This is a genomic window from Biostraticola tofi, assembly GCF_004343195.1.
Lineage (GTDB): Bacteria > Pseudomonadota > Gammaproteobacteria > Enterobacterales > Enterobacteriaceae > Biostraticola > Biostraticola tofi.
In genome coordinates, this window is sequence record NZ_SMCR01000002.1 from 287,973 (window position 1) to 303,881 (window position 15,909).

Genomic DNA, 15,909 nt, shown 5'->3' on the forward strand with positions numbered 1-15,909 from the left:
GGATCCACCATGAGAAATTTTATACTGCGCCGACTATTGGCGACCATTCCGATGATGTTGCTGGCGTCGATGCTGATTTTTTTTATTTTCGCATTGACGCCCGGGGATTTTATTGACGGCAATATCACCCTTACCGCCGAGCGTGCCGCCGAGTTAAAAGCGCTGTACGGATTGGATCAGCCGTTGTGGTTGCGTTATGGCCGCTGGCTGGCCCAGTTATTGCGCGGCGATCTGGGTTATTCGCTGCAATACCAAACTCCGGTCAGCACCTTGTTGAATCACTACATTTGGAATTCATTTCTGCTGGCGATGGTCGCGATGGTATTTTATTGGGCTATCGCGCTTATTGTCGGCGTAATTTCCGCCATGCGTCCGCACTCCTGGTTTGATCATATCGTTACCGTGCTGATTTTTGCCGCGATGTCATTTCCAACCTTTTTTCTTTGTCTGTTGCTGATTAAATGGTTCGCGGTAGATCTTCATTGGCTGCCGGTCGGAGGCATGCAGCGTACCGGCAGCGATGCCGAAGGGTGGGAATGGGTGGTGGAGGTCGCGGCCCATCTGGCGTTGCCGGTACTGGCGCTGGTGATGCTGCAGGCCGGCAGCCTGACGCGCTATTTCCGGGCCAGCATGCTGGAGGTGGTACGGATGGATTTTATCCGTACCGCCCGGGCAAAAGGCTTGCGCGAAGGTCGCGTGATTCTGCGCCATGCCTTGCGCAATGCGTTGCTGCCGATCATCACCTTACTGGGTTTTGAATTGCCGGCCCTGTTTTCCGGCGCCCTTATCACCGAAAAAATCTTTAACTGGCCCGGCGCCGGCCATATTCATATCGATTCACTGGCGGCACGGGATTACCCGGTTTTGATGGGATTCACCCTGTTTCTTGCCCTGCTGGCCATCTGGGGTAACTTGTTGGCGGATGTGCTTTATGCCTGGGCTGATCCGCGGATACGACTGAGGTAAGCATGCTGATTTTTAGTCGCCGTCGCTGGCGGCAGGCGTCATCGCCGGCACTGTCCGAGAGCACTCCCGGCATGCTCAGCGAGGCTTGGCAACGGTTTCGCCGCGATCCGCTGGCGATGTTCTGTCTGTGGCTGATGGTGCTGATGGGGTGCTGGTGCCTGGTCGGCCCCTGGTTTTCGACCTGGAATGACGAACTGACCGATGCCTTGATGATTAATCATCCGCCCAGTGCCGAGCATTGGCTAGGCACCGATTTCCTGGGCCGGGATATTTACAGCCGGCTGATGTTCGCCGGCAGGATCTCATTAAGCGTCGGGGTGGTCTCGATGGTGCTGTCGGTCACTCTCGGCTATTTGCTGGGCGCCACCGCCGGCTATCTCGGCGGCTGGACCGATAGGCTGATTATGCGCATTGCCGATCTGTTGATGACTATTCCGACCTTGCCGCTGCTTATTATCATGGGTGCGGCGTTATCTGAATTGGGTGTGTCCCCAGATTACCGCATTTACCTGGTAATGGTCATGCTCAGTCTGCTTGGCTGGCCTGCCTTGGCGCGCCTGATACGCGGCCAGATTTTGTCACTGCGCGAGCGGGATTTTATGTTAGCCACTGAAGTTTTGGGATTATCCAGCCGCCGGCGCATCCTGGTTCATCTGTTGCCCAACACCGTGCCGATATTGATCGTCGTGGCCACCATGGGAGTGGCTAACGCTATCCTCAGCGAATCGGCGCTCAGTTACCTCGGCCTGGGGGTGGTTCCTCCGACGCCGTCATGGGGCAATATGATGGATGCCGCCAATAGCTTAATCGATTTTCAGCGGCGTCCCTGGCTGTGGATGCCGCCCGGTATCGCTATTTTTGTCACCGTCATCGCCATCAATGTGTTGGGCGACCGATTACGCGACGCGTTGGATCCCAGGATGAGGCTGAGGAGATGAAATCGTTAGTCGAATTCGAACGCCTGTCGGTTTCTTTCGGTGGCAATGGACTACCGGTAAGGGCAGTCAGCGAGGTGTCTCTCCATATCGCGCCAGGCCAGATTGTCGGCGTGGTGGGCGAGTCCGGCTGCGGCAAAAGCGTAACCGCACTCTCTCTGATGGGGTTGCTGCCCCGCCCGGCAGCACAGGTAGATAGCGGCGCCATCCGCTTCGACGGCGCAGATGTATTGACACTCTCGCCTCGGCAATTGACCGATCTGCGCGGCAAAGACTTCGCCATGATTTTCCAAGAGCCGATGTCTGCATTGAATCCGGTACTGACTATCGGCGAACAGCTAATGGAGCCGCTTATTCGGCATCTGGCCGATACCCCGCACCAGGCATGGCGGCGGGCCGTGGCGTCGTTGGCCGAAGTCGGTCTGGGGCGCGGAGAGAGCCTGATGAAAAGTTACCCTCATCAGTTGTCCGGCGGTATGCTGCAGCGAGTGATGATTGCCATGGCGATAGGCTGCCAGCCCCGGCTATTGATTGCCGATGAACCGACTACGGCGCTGGATGTGACGGTACAAGCGCAGATCCTGGCATTGTTGCGCGATCAATCACAACGTCATGCCATGGCGATTATGCTTATTACCCACGATCTGGGGGTCGTCGCGCATATGGCGCAGCAGGTCGTGGTGATGTATGCCGGACGGGTAGTAGAACAAGGCGCCACGCAGCAACTGTTGCATCATCCCAGGCATCCCTATACCCAAGGATTGATTGCCTCTCGGCCTGTCGCCGGGCAACGCCGCCATCGGCTGCATTCTATTCCCGGGCAGGTGCCCGACCTGGCGGCATTGCCGCCAGGCTGCGCTTTTGCCCCACGCTGTGAGCGCGCCACCGAGCACTGTCGCCGCGAGATTCCACCACTGTTGGCGCAGCAAGGGCGGCAGGTTGCCTGCTTTCATCCGCTTTCAGCCACCCACCAACCAGACGTCGCCCACCATGAATAACACGCCCCTGATCGAGGTTAATCATCTTAAACACGACTTCCCGATCAAGGATGGCCTGTTCGGTCAGACCACCGGGCAGGTGTATGCGGTAGATGATGTGAGTTTTTCCATCCCTGCAGGGTCAATCTTTGGCCTGGTGGGGGAGTCCGGCAGCGGTAAAACCACCGTTGGACGCGCGCTATTGGGCCTTTATTCGATTACCGAAGGCAGCGTGCGCTATCGTGGCCGCGAATTGGTGGGGTTGTCGCGTAAGCAATGGCATGAGTTGCGGCCAAAGCTGCAGCTGGTTTTTCAAGATCCCTACAGTTCGCTTAATCCGCGTATACGGGTCGGTGATGCCATTGGCGAAGCGCTGTTGGAGCATAAACTCGCGACCCCAGACACCTTGCGTCAGCGCGTAACGGCTATCATGCAGACCTGCGGACTTTCAGCAAGCGATTATGACCGCTTTCCCCATCAGTTCTCGGGCGGTCAGCGGCAGCGGATCGGCATTGCGCGGGCGCTTATTCTGCAGCCTGATTTCATCGTTGCCGATGAGCCGATATCGGCTCTGGATGTGTCTATCCAGGCGCAAATCATCAATCTGTTTGCCGATTTGCGGGATAACTTTGGTGTGACCTTTTTATTTATCTCACATGATTTAGGCGTGGTAGAGCATCTTTGCGATGAGGTAGCCGTCATGTATCTTGGGCAAATTGTTGAGCGAGCCAGCCGTGACGTGCTGTTTGCCGGTCCGCGACATCCTTACACCCAGGCGTTGCTGGCGGCAGTGCCGACACTGGCAGGTGGAGTCCCCCCCCTATCGACTCTGGCGCGCGGTGAACCGGCTAATCCAGCCGAACCGCCCAGCGGCTGCCGTTTTCATCCTCGCTGTCCCAAGGCGGACTCGCGTTGTCAACGCGAAGCGCCGCAGTTAAGAGCAGTGGGAAGCGACATTTTCGTAAGGTGTCATTATGCGTAAATAAAATGGCTAATGAGGTCGTAAAGTTATTTGCAGCTATTTTTAATTAATATGAATTTAATTCATCCTGATAGGAAAATATATTAGGAGGGGTTTTTATGCATAAAATCCGTAATATATATCGACTTGCTTTCTTTTATTTTTGGTCAAGTGAAGTTTATCTAATTGCAATAAAGTATAAAGCAAATGTGTTTTTATAGTTTCTCTATAAAAAAATTGAGTCTTATACTCCGCTTTCCAGGGGATTTATTCTCTATTGATATTATCACGCCCATGCAAGGACTGCAGTTAAGTCTGAGTAAAGTTAATGTAAATGCCTGATTTACGTCTGGAGGGAGAGGCTTGTCCTTACTAAATGAAAATGAAAATAAAAACGAATAAGTTAATTAAACGGCGGAGCGCGCTATTGCCTATTGCGCTGCTGGCGTTTCCGCTGTCTATATACGCGGCTGACGATTATATCGCGCCCGCCTCTGAGGATATCGCGCCCGCGGCAGATGAAGCCATTGCGCCAGCGGCCAGCGGTGTGAGCGATGCGGCGGTTGCCCCGTCCAATACCGGTAACGGTACGGCTGGGAATAACAGCGGCAGCCTGCCTGAGCAAGATCTAGGCAAAATCACCGTGACCGGTTCGCGTATACCGCGCGCGCAAACCGAAGGACCGTCGCCGGTCACGGTGATTACCGGTGAAGAGATGGCGGCCCGAGGCTATCGTAATGTGTATGATGCGCTGGCCACCCAGACGCAAAATACCGGGATGACCCAGGGCGAGGATTTCGGTAATACCTGGCAACCCGCCGCCAACAGTATCAGTCTTAAGGGGCTGGGGCCGAACCATACGCTGGTGCTGGTGAACGGTCGTCGCCTGGCCGATTATCCCAACGCTTACGAGGGTAATGTCAACTTCACCAATCTGGCTAATATTCCCAGTGTCATTATTGATCGGATTGAAATATTAAGCAGTGGTGCATCGGCTATCTATGGTTCAGACGCCATCGCCGGGGTAGTAAATATTATTCTGAAGGACAAAGCGCAGGGGATTGATGTCAATTTGCGCGGCGGTACCTCTGAGCACGGCGGCGGCGGCAACCAGCGCCTGCAAATCAGCGGCGGCGGCAGTTGGGATAAATTCGATGGATTCTTCGGCTTCGAGGCATTGAAGCGTGAACCTATCTGGGGCAACCAGCGTGGCTTTATGGACAGTTATACCGATGGCAGCACCGTGGGTTCACGGCGCAATTTAGTCACCGGGGAATATCTTTCACCGGGTTGCCAGGGGTATCAGGGCATTTTTGGCGGCCATTTAGCCAATCAAAACGGCCGATGCACCACCGACCAGAATTATAATAATTACTGGACGGTGCAGTCGCAGAAAGAAAACTATGATGGCTATGCCAGCGGAACCTATCATATCAATGACCGGGCGAAATTGTTCGCCAACGTCTTATTTGGTTTTGACCACACTCAAAATAATACCCGTGGCCCGAGCTTTACCTCACCTGATTTCTATAACGCCAAAACCGGGAATATAGAGCGCTGGCAGCGTTATTTTTCGCCAGAAGAAATCGGCGGCCGTGAGAGCAATAATAGCTTATGGAGTGAAAGAACCTGGACCGGCACTATTGGTTATGGCGATAGCTTCGGCGACAGTACCTGGGATTATGAAGTGGCGTACACCCGTTCGGAATATACCAGCGAGCGAAACACGCACTATACGCCATTAAGCGGTATTAAAGATTTTTACCTTGGCCAGCAATTGGGCGAGCAGGACGGTTATCCGGTGTACTCCCCGGATGAGTCCCGTTTCGACCGCCCGCTGACCAAAGAAGAATGGGCTCGCTATAACGGCGTGTTAAGACAGAAAAGCAAGTCTATGTCGCAGACCTACAGTTTCACCACCAACGGCGAACTGTTCAGCCTGCCGGCCGGGCCGCTCAGTTTTGCCGGCGTGGCTGAATTCGGCACACAGTCCTATTCGGTTAAACCTGACAAGCGGTTAAACGACGGGACATTCTACAATACTACGCCGGGATCCTATGCTGGCGGCAGTCGTGATCGTTACGCGATAGGCGGCGAATTCAGTATTCCCGTGACCGATACACTGCTGGCCTCGCTGGCCGGACGCTGGGACCAATATAAGTTCAGCGGCCGTTCCGAAGAAGATGTTACCTATAACACCGGCCTGGAATGGCGCCCGGTGAAAAGCCTGCTGGTACGCGGCAACTATAGCACCAGTTTCCGTGCGCCTGACCTGAACTACCTCTATCAGGCGGACAGCAATGGCTACTACCCTTCGCAAATCGACTACTACGGCTGTTCCCAGGGCGTAGACGATGCCTGTAAATCGGGGCGCGTCGATTACGTGCAGAGCGGCACATCGGATCTGAAATCGGAACGCGGCAAATCGTGGAGTTATGGGCTGGTGTGGTCTCCCACCAACAGTGTCGATTTTTCAGCTGACTTCTGGCGCGTAGAGATTGACGATTTGCTCACCACGGTTGATGCGAACCGTTTATTGCGTGATGAATACCAGTGCCGCAGCAGCGGTGACAGCAGCTCTTATTGCCAGGGCGTGCTGGCGCGGGTGCAGCGCAATGGCGCCAACAGCACCATCGATCCGAACAAGCTGAACCGAGTACGCATCAATGCCATCAACGCCGCCAGCGAACGCGCCAGTGGCCTGGACTTCAAAACCAACGCGCGTTGGGATGCCGGCAACTGGGGCGAATTCAGTTCCTCACTGGGCTACTCACTGGTGCTGTCCCATTACTACCAGGAATCCGACGATGCCCCGGCTATCAATCGGCGGGATGATTACAGCCAATCCTGGGACTGGCGCAGCAAAATCAACGGCAGTTTGACCTGGAACTATCAGGATGTGACTTCGACGTTATTCGTCAACCGCTATGGCAGCGTAGCCAATGCCGCAGGCACCGGACGTCTGACCCCCTGGGCGGTGTTTAACGCCAGTGTTCAGTATCAGTTGACCAAGCAGGCCACGGTCGGTCTGACGGTCAATAACCTGCTGGATAAAGTCAAAAAGGACGACTCTGCCGGCTGGCCATACTATCCGACAGGCAATTACGACCCTTATGGCCGTATGTGGTGGCTTGACTTCAACTACCACTTTGGCTGATGGAGCATTGGTTTGAGCGCTGCGTGCAGCCGACTGTTCCGATGGGCGGTGCGCGCGGCCCTTTCCACACGATAGATTCAAAGATGAAGCGCTAATGACCTATTTGGAAATTCAGTCTCAGCCGAGTCATATTTCACGGCCGGAGGTGGCCCTACTGTCCGCCATCGCCTTGCTGCTGCATGGCGTGCTGTTTTGGCTGCTGGTGGCGCAACCGCCGGTTACCGAGGTCAAGATTCCGACCATGTCGACGGCGGGAAGTGAAAGCGCGGTGATGGTGGAGCTGTCTGCCGCCGCCCCTGAGCCCGCCCAGCCTACGCCCCCCCCCGAGCCGACGTCGAGTGAGGAGCCGTTGCCTGAGCCGCCTAAGCCGCAACGGGATGAGGATGCATTAACACCCGCACCGAAGCCGCCAGAGGTGGTGAAAACGCCGCCGGCACCGCCGAAGAAGCCAGCGCCGCAGCCGGTGAAGCCGAAGCCACAAACCACCGCCCGGGTTGCTCGCAGCGCATCGCAAACCCCATCAGCATCGCCGGCCGCTGCAACGGGTAAACCGAGCGGCAATGCGCCGTCGGCCGGCCAGGGGCAAAGCATCACGCCTGCCGTCTCCGGCATGCAAAGCCTGGGCAATCCGCCGCCCGACTATCCGCCGTTGGCGCTGCGCCGCCAGCAGCAGGGAAGCGTGGTGTTACGCATTCTGGTTCTGGAGAATGGTCGCGCCGGCCAGGTGACGGTGACCCGCTCAAGCCGTTCAGAATGGCTGGACCAGGCTGCGGTCAAGGCGGTACAGCAGTGGCGATTTATTCCGGCAAAACGCGGTTCGGTGGCCATTAAGGGCTATGCCATTCAGACCATCACTTTTACATTGCCCCGTTAACTGCATCGAATGGGATGCGTCTTGATCATGAGTTATTAATAAGGTTTTGAATTATGCCAGATAACAATATTTTAGCGGCGAATGCCGCCACGCTTGAGCAACCCCCCGCCGCTCCCCAGGCTGTGCCGTCCAGCCAGACAGTGGTCGACTCGACCGGCACGGTACCTTTATACGGCGAAAGCCTGCTCGCCAGCCCATTGAGCGCTTGGGTGGTGCCCAGCGTATTAGGCGTGCTAATCGTATTTTCAATCGCCACCTGGGCATCGCTATTGATCAAAGGCTGGCAATTCAATCGCTTCACACGACAGAACAAACGCTTCGCCAAGCATTTCTGGGCTGCAGCGGATTTAGCCGCCGGGGAGGCGTTAGCGCATCAAAACCCCAGTTCGCTGGCCCGGCTGGTGCAAGTGGGCACCGAGGTACTTAGCGGCAATGACGTGAAAGCTACCGGCAACACTCTGAGCCGGCAGATCAATCGGGCCGAACGTGTGGAGCGTCGTTTGAGCCAGCAAATCCAGCTCGAGCGGCGCGGTCTGGAAAGCGGTCTGGCCTTGCTGGCGAGTATCGGCAGCACCGCGCCGTTTATCGGTCTGTTCGGCACCGTTTGGGGGATTATGGAAGCCCTGGTGCATATCGGCGCCACCGGCCAAGCCAGTCTGGGCACAGTGGCGGGTCCGATCGGCCATGCACTGATCGCCACCGGCATCGGCATCGCCGCCGCCGTACCTGCCGTACTGGTTTACAACTACTTTGTCCGCCGGCTGAAGCTGGCTACCGGTGATTTGGAATTGTTCGCAGACACCTTTTACAGCCTGGCCCAGGAAAATAATTACACCCTGTCGCAACATGACGAGGACCAGGCCGTGGATTTTCTTGATCCCCAGCACAACCCGCGTTTCGTAGGGCAGAAGGCTTAACCTTTATCCTTAATCAGGTGATTATCATGGCGATGTCCAAACATCAGGAAGACGAAGTATTGAGTGAAATGAACGTGACGCCTGGTAGATGTCATGCTGGTGCTGCTGGTGGTATTCATCGTTACGGCGCCATTGCTGACCAACGCCATCCCTCTTAAGCTGCCGCAGACCAATGCGGTAGCGCCGCCGGACCAAGCCAAGCCGCTGGTAGTGAGTGTGGACAAGCAAGGCAATTACTTCCTGGATACCGAGCCTTTATCTCTGGAGGAGGTCGGCGCCAGGGTCAGAGAGGCGCATAGCCAGGATCCTGCGCGCGGCGTGCAGTTGCGCGCCGATGAAAATGTGGTTTACGCCAAAGTCGCGCAAGCGATGGCAGTAATTCAGCAATCGGGCATTACCCGGCTGGCGGTGATGACTGATGCCAAGGGGTAATCCACGACAGCGGTCAACGCTGGCGCAGCAAACTGTCGTGTCGCGTTGCAACGTTCTGCGCGGCGATATGCAAAAGCTGCTGCAAGGCGCGCTGCTATGGACTGCCATGACGGTCGCCCATGCCGGGGTGCCGACGGTGCATGGGCTGTCGCTTTATGACCAGCCGGCACTGCCCGCCGATTTCACTCATTTTCCTTATGTGAACCCTGACGCCCCTAAGGGCGGCACCTTGACCCGCTCGGTAGTGGGCAGTTTCGACTCAACCAATCCGATGATCATCCTCGGCACTGCGGCGCGCGGAATGAGCTATCTGGGCAGTTCGCTGGTGTATGACACTCTATTGACCGAAGATGCCGATGAGCCCTTTTCGGGCTATGGTCTGGTGGCCTCGGGGATCCGACTCGACGCCTCCCGGCGCTGGGTAGAATTTGACATCAATCCGGCGGCGCGTTTCAGCGATGGCCATCCGCTGACGGCCCAGGATGTTAAATTCAGTTTTGAATTGCTGCGCAGCAGCGGGATGCCGCTGTACCGCAGTTACTATGCTGATGTCGTCAGCGTGACGCTGCCGCAGCCCAACACTATCCGCTTTGACTTTGCGCCGCACAACTCACGGGAATTGCCGCTGATCCTCGGACAGTTTCCCATTTTGCCGCAGCATATCTGGCAACGTCGTGAATTTACCAAGCCGACGCTGCAGATCCCGGTCGGCTCGGGCCCATACCGGTTGATAGCCGTCAATCCGGGCGCGCGGGTGATTTATCAGAGAAATGAAGATTACTGGGCTCGAGATCTGCCGGTCAATCGCGGCCGTTTTAATCCGCAACGCATTATTTATGATTATTACCGCGATGACAGCGTAGCGCTGGAGGCCTTTCTAGCCGGGCAGGTAGATTACCGGCTGGAAAGCTCAGCTGCTCGATGGGAAAACGATTATCGGGGGCCGGCAATGCAGTCCGGCGCCATCCGTAAGATCACCCTCGCCAGGGGGAATCCGGCTGCGCTCGCCGCCTGGGTTTTGAACCTGCGCCGGCCGTTGTTTCAGGATCGCCGCTTACGTGAAGCGCTAAACCTGGCATTCGATTTCGACACCATTAATCGATTGTTCTTCTACGGCAGCTATCAGCGCACGGCAAGTTTTTTCGACGAGTCGGAAATGGCGGCCAGCGCGCTGCCTAGCGGTAAAGAGCGTGAAATTCTGGCTTCGTTGGGGGACAGTATTCCCACGTCAATCATGCATACCCCGCTGCCCTCAGACAACATGGCAGACGGACGGCAACGGCTGGCGCAAGCGTTGGAAATCCTGATGACCGCGGGCTATACCCTCCACAAAAACCAACTGTTCACCCCAGCGGGGCGGCCGGTGAATTTCGAACTGCTGATTTCGGACGGGCGATTGCAGCGGGCAGCGCTGCCCTATTTAAAAAATCTATCCCGTATAGGCATCCATGCCGGTATCAAGCTTATTGATAATGCGCAGTATCAGGTGCGGCTTCGTCACTATGATTACGACGCGATTTACGACACCTTTGGCCAATCCAACAGCCCCGGCAATGAGCAACGTTATTACTGGAAAAGCGAATACGCTGATGTACCGCATAGTCATAATACGCCGGGTATCAGAAATCCGGCGGTGGACAGCCTGGTAGAAATACTGATCCGTGCCGACAGCCGGGATCTGCTGGTGGCCAGTGCGCGGGCGTTGGATCGGGTGCTGCGGTTTAATCATTATCTCGTGCCGCTTTATCATGCCAGCGGTATTCATTTCGCGTATTGGCAGCAGGTGAAGATGCCCCGTAAATCCCCGCGTTATGGCATTGATATGGATGCCTGGTGGATTGATCCGAATGCTCAGTGAATACAAGCATCATGAGGATTTGACATGCTGGCTTATCTCGGCAAACGAATAGCATTAATCATACCGACGTTATTAGGCATCCTATTGCTTAATTTTATTATTGTACAAACTGCTCCCGGGGGGCCGGTTGAGCAGATGATGAATAAAATAAATGCGCTGGGAGAAGAGCGCAGCATGCTAGGGGGGAGCTCGGATGTTATCGTTCAGGGAGCTAGGCCGAAAAATGCCCTGTTTGATGAGCAATTTATCACTCAGCTCAATCACCAATTCGGCTTTGATAAACCGCTATGGCAACGGTTCATCATCATGGTGAAGGATTATTCAACCTTTAATTTTGGCGACAGTTTTTTTCGCGGCGCCAGCGTAGGCCAGTTGCTGGTAGCCCGTTTGCCGGTCACGCTTTCGTTAGGGTTATGGACCATGCTGCTGATGTACCTGATTTCGATTCCTCTTGGCATTGCGAAAGCGATGCGGCATGGTTCCCGCTTCGATAGCTGGACGTCGAGCCTTATTATCGTAGGCTACGCGGTACCAGGCTTTCTGTTCGCCTCATTACTGATAGTGTTCTTTGCCGGCGGCCAGTATTTTCATTGGTTCCCTCTGCGCGGGCTGACCTCGGCCAATTATGAATCCCTTGCCACCTTCGGGAAGATAAAAGATTATTTTCACCATATCACTTTACCGGTATTGGCAAATACCATCGGCAGCTTTGCCACGCTCACCCTGTTGACCAAAAACAGTTTTCTGGATGAGATCCATCGGCAATATGTACTCACGGCGCGCGCCAAAGGCGCAAACTGGCGACAAGTGCTTTATGGCCATGTATTTCGCAACGCGATGCTGATAGTTATCGCCGGCTTACCGGGGTCGCTTATCGGTATTTTTCTGACCAGCTCGTTGCTTATTGAATATATGTTTTCACTTGATGGTCTGGGTCTGCTGGGTTATGAATCCCTATTAACGCGTGATTATCCGGTTATTTTCGGCACACTCTTTTTATTTACCCTGATACATCTGGTGGTGAAAATTCTTAGTGATTTGGTTTATCTGTGGGTAGACCCGCGAATCACTTTTGAGAGCCACTCATAATGACCGATTCAGCACTGGAACAGAAAAGCCGGATTTTTTCACCGCTGGCGCAGCGCAGGCTGGCCGTCTTTCTGGCGAAGAGAAAAGTCGTCGTGGCGTTGGTTTTGTGGGTCATTCTATTGGTGTTGAGCTTAAGCGCGGGGGTATTGGCGACCGATAAACCCTGGCTGATCCGTTATCAGGGACAGTATTTCTTCCCCCTGTTAAAAGAGTATCCCGAAACCACCTTCGGCGGTTTTTTGCCTACTACCACCGATTACAGCGATCCCGCTGTGGCGCAATTGATTTTGGCTGAGGGGACGTGGTGGCGATCGCCCATTCCCTGGCGCTGGGATACGCTGGATATCGCCTCGCCAACCAGCGTGCCGGCGCTGCCGTCATGGCGCCACTGGCTGGGAACCGATGATCAGGGACGTGACGTCCTAGCCCGGGTTATCTATGGCATGCGTACCTCTTTGCTATTCGCCTTCGCAGTCAGCTTCGGTGGGTTATTCATTGGGGTAATTATTGGCGGCATTCAAGGATACTTTGGCGGGCGCGTCGATCTCTTCGGCCAACGGCTGATTGAAATTTGGGCCGGCATGCCGGTGCTGTTTCTATTAATGTTGCTATCAAGCGTGGTGACGCCGAGCATTGGCTGGCTGACGTTAATCATGCTGCTGTTCTCATGGATAGGCTTAGTGGACGTGGTGCGGGCTGAGTTTTTACGCACGCGCAATCTGGACTATATCACCGCTGCCATTCTGATGGGGCTGCCCAAGCGGGTGGTTATGCTCAGGCACATCTTGCCGAATGCGATGATAGCGACCCTGACCTATCTGCCTTTTACCTTCACTGGCGCTATCACCACGCTGACATCGCTGGATTTTCTAGGCTTCGGTTTACCGCCGGGCGCCGCATCTCTGGGAGAACTTGTCAGCCAGGCCCGCAATAACCCCCAGGCGCCGTGGTTGGCAATCACCGCCTTTGCCTCGCTGACGCTGCTGCTGTCATTGATGGTTTTTATTGGTGAGGGGGTGCGCGATGCCTTCGATCCTCGTTTTGAACCGTCCCACTAACCGATGAGGATCGAGGGAAAACATGGCTGATTTACTCAGACTGACGGGGCTAAGCATCCGGCATGGCGACCACTATCTGGTCGACCACCTCCATCTGCAGATGCCGCGTGGCGAGACCCATGCTCTGGTAGGCGCTTCCGGATCGGGCAAGTCATTAACCGCTTTGTCGATCCTGGGCCTGCTGCCGCGCTTCCTGCAGATAAGCGGTGGTCGCACGCTTAATGGCACCGATCTCACGACCCTGAATGAGAAGATGCTGATGCGGTTGCGGGGTAACGAGGTCGGTTTTATTTTTCAAGAGCCCATGCTGTCGCTTAATCCTTTACATACCGTGGGCCGGCAAATAATGGAAGCGATAGCTCTACACCGGCCGCAGATAAAAAAACAATTGCGGCAGCGGGCGCTGGAATTATTGCAACAGGTCAAGCTAGCGCCAGGTGAGCGATTTTTCAATGCCTTCCCCCATGCTTTATCCGGCGGCCAGCGGCAGCGGGTAATGATCGCCATGGCTATTGCCAATCGGCCGGCATTGCTAATTGCGGATGAACCTACTACCGCACTGGATGCCACTGTCGCCATTGAGATCCTGGATTTATTGCAGGATATCAAGCAGCGTTTCGGCATGGGGCTGTTATTTATCACCCACGATCTCAATTTAGTACGGCGTTATGCTGACCAGGTAACGGTGCTGAACCAGGGAAAAATGGTCGAACAGGGAGCGGTGCCAGCCCTCTTGCAGCACCCCAGTAAAGCCTATACCCGCTCACTGGTTGATGCCGAGCCTGTCGGCGCGCCGGAGCCGGTAGCGGCTGACGCGCCAGAACTGCTACGTATCAAAGGATTAACTATCGCCTATCCGGAATCGCGCCGCTGGTGGCACCGTGAAGCACCCCCTCCTGCCGCATTGTGCGATATCGACCTGAGCCTGAAAAGGGGCGAAACGTTAGCGGTGGTGGGCGGCTCCGGCTCCGGAAAAACGACGCTGGCGAAAGCAATTTTAGGTATGCAAAAGGGCGATGGCGAAATTATTTTTGACGCTCAGCGAGTCGACCGCTTGCCGATGCAGGGGTGGGGTAATTCACGGCGTAAGGTGCAGTTGTTATTTCAGGACCCTTATAGCTCACTGCCGCCCCGCATGAGTGTGTTTGATATCGTCAGCGAAGGATTGCGGCATTACGATAAAACGCTGACAGGCGCGCAGTTGCGCCAACGGGTTGCTAAAACGCTGGCGGATGTCGAGCTGCCGCAGGATGTCATGAATCGTTATCCTAATGAATTCTCGGGTGGCCAGCGTACCCGTATCGCCCTGGCGCGGGTGCTGATTTTGCAGCCAGAGCTACTGATTCTCGATGAACCTACCGCTGCGCTGGACCGGCTGGTGCAAAAACGTTTAATTGAATTGTTGAGGCGATTGCAAAAAAATTATCAGCTCAGCTATCTGTTTATCAGCCATGATTTGTCGGTGGTACGGGCGATGGCGCACCGCATCCTGGTGCTGCAAGGGGGGCACATCGTCGAGAGCGGACGCTGCGAAGACATTTTTATGCATCCTGAATTCAGCTACACCCGGCAATTAATCGCGGCCCGCGTCGGGTAAATGACCTATCCATCCGATGGATGGGCGGTATTGATATGGTGAGTCTTCATTTATACCTGTCGAGGTACTAACCTACGGTTTTCGTTAAGGAGCTCAACCATGTTAAATGCCAAAAAAGTAGTGGGATCAATTCTGCTGGCCGGTGCCCTCATGCAGGCGCCTGCCGTTTACGCCAATAATCCAGGGCCGCAGCATGTGCTGCAGCAGCAGGCGGGAGGCTATAGTGTTCAGGTAGGTAACATACGTGTCACCTCGTTTACTGACGGGACCGTTCCTCAAAACCTCTACCAGTTGCTGCAACGCTCCACCCCGGAAAACATTGATAAGTTGCTCGCCAGCAATTACCAGAGCAATCCGGTGGAAGCGTCGATTAATGCCTTCCTGATCGAATTACCCCATCATCTGGTACTGGTCGATACCGGATCCGGACAGCTGTTTGGCCCTGGCAACGGCGGACGTCTGATTGAGAGTCTGGCCACCCGAGGCATAACGCCGAAGGACATCACCGATGTGCTGCTGACCCATGCCCATTCCGATCACGCCGGCGGACTGGTAAAGGATGGCCAGCGGGTCTTTAGCCATGCGAACATCTTTATTGGCAAACCGGATGTGGATTTCTTTTTCCATAACGAGAATCAGCAAAAAACGGGATATGATAAAAGTCACTTCGACTTTGCACAACGCACCCTGAAACCTTATCTTGATGCCGGTAAGATTAAGACATTTTCAGGCAGCGCTGAAGTCCTTCCGGGCATTACCGGCACGGTTCATCCCGGCCATACGCCGGGTTCTGCCTTTTACACGTTAACCAGCGAGGGCGAGAAAATAACTTTTGTCGGCGATATCATCCACGTCGCTGCCGTACAGTTTCCTCAGCCTGATGTGACCATTGCCTATGATGAAAATCAGGACCTCGCCGCCAGGGTAAGAAAAGCATCATTTGCAGCGTTCGCCAAACAGGGTGACCTGATTGCTGCGCCGCATCTGCCCTTTCCGGGCATAGGGCACGTTGCTGATACCGGGAATGGCAGCTATGACTGGGTGCCGGTGACCTATACCAACCGTGCCGGTAAGTAAGCCTTTTTTGC

The 15,909-nt window shown here is 55.0% G+C and carries 13 protein-coding genes; all 13 read left to right on the forward strand.

Annotated elements, in window-relative coordinates; all coding sequences use genetic code 11:
* Positions 1–9 precede the first annotated feature (9 nt).
* The 13 genes from EDC52_RS05485 to EDC52_RS05545 all read left to right on the forward strand — a co-directional run bounded on the left by EDC52_RS05485 (position 10) and on the right by EDC52_RS05545 (position 15,898).
* Positions 10–966 (forward strand): ABC transporter permease, encoded by a 957-nt coding sequence (locus tag EDC52_RS05485; RefSeq protein ID WP_131864333.1) that lies wholly within the window; start codon positions 10–12, stop codon positions 964–966.
* Between the two features lie 2 nt (positions 967–968).
* Positions 969–1,904, forward strand: coding sequence for an oligopeptide ABC transporter permease (gene opp4C / locus EDC52_RS05490; protein WP_131864334.1), 936 nt, complete (start codon positions 969–971; stop codon positions 1,902–1,904).
* Positions 1,901–2,899 carry an ABC transporter ATP-binding protein gene (locus tag EDC52_RS05495; RefSeq protein WP_131864335.1) on the forward strand — a complete coding sequence of 333 codons (999 nt, stop codon included), beginning with the start codon at positions 1,901–1,903 and terminating at the stop codon, positions 2,897–2,899. The genes opp4C and EDC52_RS05495 overlap by 4 nt, the downstream gene beginning before the upstream one ends.
* Positions 2,892–3,860, forward strand: a complete 969-nt coding sequence (locus EDC52_RS05500; protein WP_131864336.1) for an ABC transporter ATP-binding protein — start codon at positions 2,892–2,894, stop codon at positions 3,858–3,860. The genes EDC52_RS05495 and EDC52_RS05500 overlap by 8 nt, the downstream gene beginning before the upstream one ends.
* Positions 3,861–4,266: 406 nt before the next feature.
* Positions 4,267–6,996 carry a TonB-dependent receptor plug domain-containing protein gene (locus EDC52_RS05505; RefSeq protein ID WP_230467963.1) on the forward strand — a complete coding sequence of 910 codons (2,730 nt, stop codon included), beginning with the start codon at positions 4,267–4,269 and terminating at the stop codon, positions 6,994–6,996.
* A 94-nt stretch (positions 6,997–7,090) separates the two neighbouring features.
* Complete coding sequence (locus tag EDC52_RS05510; RefSeq protein ID WP_131864337.1) at positions 7,091–7,870, forward strand: energy transducer TonB; 780 nt, start codon at positions 7,091–7,093, stop codon at positions 7,868–7,870.
* A gap of 53 nt (positions 7,871–7,923) precedes the next feature.
* Positions 7,924–8,787: a MotA/TolQ/ExbB proton channel family protein gene (locus EDC52_RS05515; RefSeq protein ID WP_131864338.1), complete on the forward strand. Its 864-nt coding sequence runs from the start codon at positions 7,924–7,926 to the stop codon at positions 8,785–8,787.
* A gap of 93 nt (positions 8,788–8,880) precedes the next feature.
* Positions 8,881–9,219, forward strand: coding sequence for an ExbD/TolR family protein (locus tag EDC52_RS05520; RefSeq protein ID WP_230467964.1), 339 nt, complete (start codon positions 8,881–8,883; stop codon positions 9,217–9,219).
* Entirely contained in the window at positions 9,206–11,077 is a 1,872-nt protein-coding gene (locus EDC52_RS05525) for an extracellular solute-binding protein (protein ID WP_230467965.1), read from the forward strand. The genes EDC52_RS05520 and EDC52_RS05525 overlap by 14 nt, the downstream gene beginning before the upstream one ends.
* A gap of 24 nt (positions 11,078–11,101) precedes the next feature.
* On the forward strand, positions 11,102–12,166 hold the full coding sequence (locus EDC52_RS05530; protein WP_131864339.1) for a microcin C ABC transporter permease YejB: 1,065 nt from the start codon (positions 11,102–11,104) through the stop codon (positions 12,164–12,166).
* Complete coding sequence (locus EDC52_RS05535; protein ID WP_131864340.1) at positions 12,166–13,224, forward strand: ABC transporter permease; 1,059 nt, start codon at positions 12,166–12,168, stop codon at positions 13,222–13,224. Before EDC52_RS05530 ends, EDC52_RS05535 begins: the two co-directional genes overlap by 1 nt.
* A 22-nt stretch (positions 13,225–13,246) precedes the next feature.
* Positions 13,247–14,821, forward strand: a complete 1,575-nt coding sequence (locus EDC52_RS05540; RefSeq protein WP_131864341.1) for an ABC transporter ATP-binding protein — start codon at positions 13,247–13,249, stop codon at positions 14,819–14,821.
* 99 nt (positions 14,822–14,920) lie between these two features.
* Positions 14,921–15,898 (forward strand): MBL fold metallo-hydrolase, encoded by a 978-nt coding sequence (locus EDC52_RS05545; protein ID WP_131864342.1) that lies wholly within the window; start codon positions 14,921–14,923, stop codon positions 15,896–15,898.
* Positions 15,899–15,909 lie beyond the last annotated feature (11 nt).

Excerpts from the sequence above, each read along its gene's own strand:
- EDC52_RS05485 (WP_131864333.1), top strand. The coding sequence starts at position 10 with ATGAGAAATTTTATACTGCGCCGACTATTGGCGACCATTCCGATGATG.
- EDC52_RS05535 (WP_131864340.1), top strand. The coding sequence starts at position 12,166 with ATGACCGATTCAGCACTGGAACAGAAAAGCCGGATTTTTTCACCGCTG.
- opp4C (WP_131864334.1), top strand. The coding sequence starts at position 969 with ATGCTGATTTTTAGTCGCCGTCGCTGGCGGCAGGCGTCATCGCCGGCA.
- EDC52_RS05510 (WP_131864337.1), top strand. The coding sequence starts at position 7,091 with ATGACCTATTTGGAAATTCAGTCTCAGCCGAGTCATATTTCACGGCCG.
- EDC52_RS05500 (WP_131864336.1), top strand. The coding sequence starts at position 2,892 with ATGAATAACACGCCCCTGATCGAGGTTAATCATCTTAAACACGACTTC.
- EDC52_RS05530 (WP_131864339.1), top strand. The coding sequence starts at position 11,102 with ATGCTGGCTTATCTCGGCAAACGAATAGCATTAATCATACCGACGTTA.
- EDC52_RS05525 (WP_230467965.1), top strand. The coding sequence starts at position 9,206 with ATGCCAAGGGGTAATCCACGACAGCGGTCAACGCTGGCGCAGCAAACT.
- EDC52_RS05540 (WP_131864341.1), top strand. The coding sequence starts at position 13,247 with ATGGCTGATTTACTCAGACTGACGGGGCTAAGCATCCGGCATGGCGAC.
- EDC52_RS05495 (WP_131864335.1), top strand. The coding sequence starts at position 1,901 with ATGAAATCGTTAGTCGAATTCGAACGCCTGTCGGTTTCTTTCGGTGGC.
- EDC52_RS05515 (WP_131864338.1), top strand. The coding sequence starts at position 7,924 with ATGCCAGATAACAATATTTTAGCGGCGAATGCCGCCACGCTTGAGCAA.
- EDC52_RS05545 (WP_131864342.1), top strand. The coding sequence starts at position 14,921 with ATGTTAAATGCCAAAAAAGTAGTGGGATCAATTCTGCTGGCCGGTGCC.
- EDC52_RS05520 (WP_230467964.1), top strand. The coding sequence starts at position 8,881 with ATGCTGGTGCTGCTGGTGGTATTCATCGTTACGGCGCCATTGCTGACC.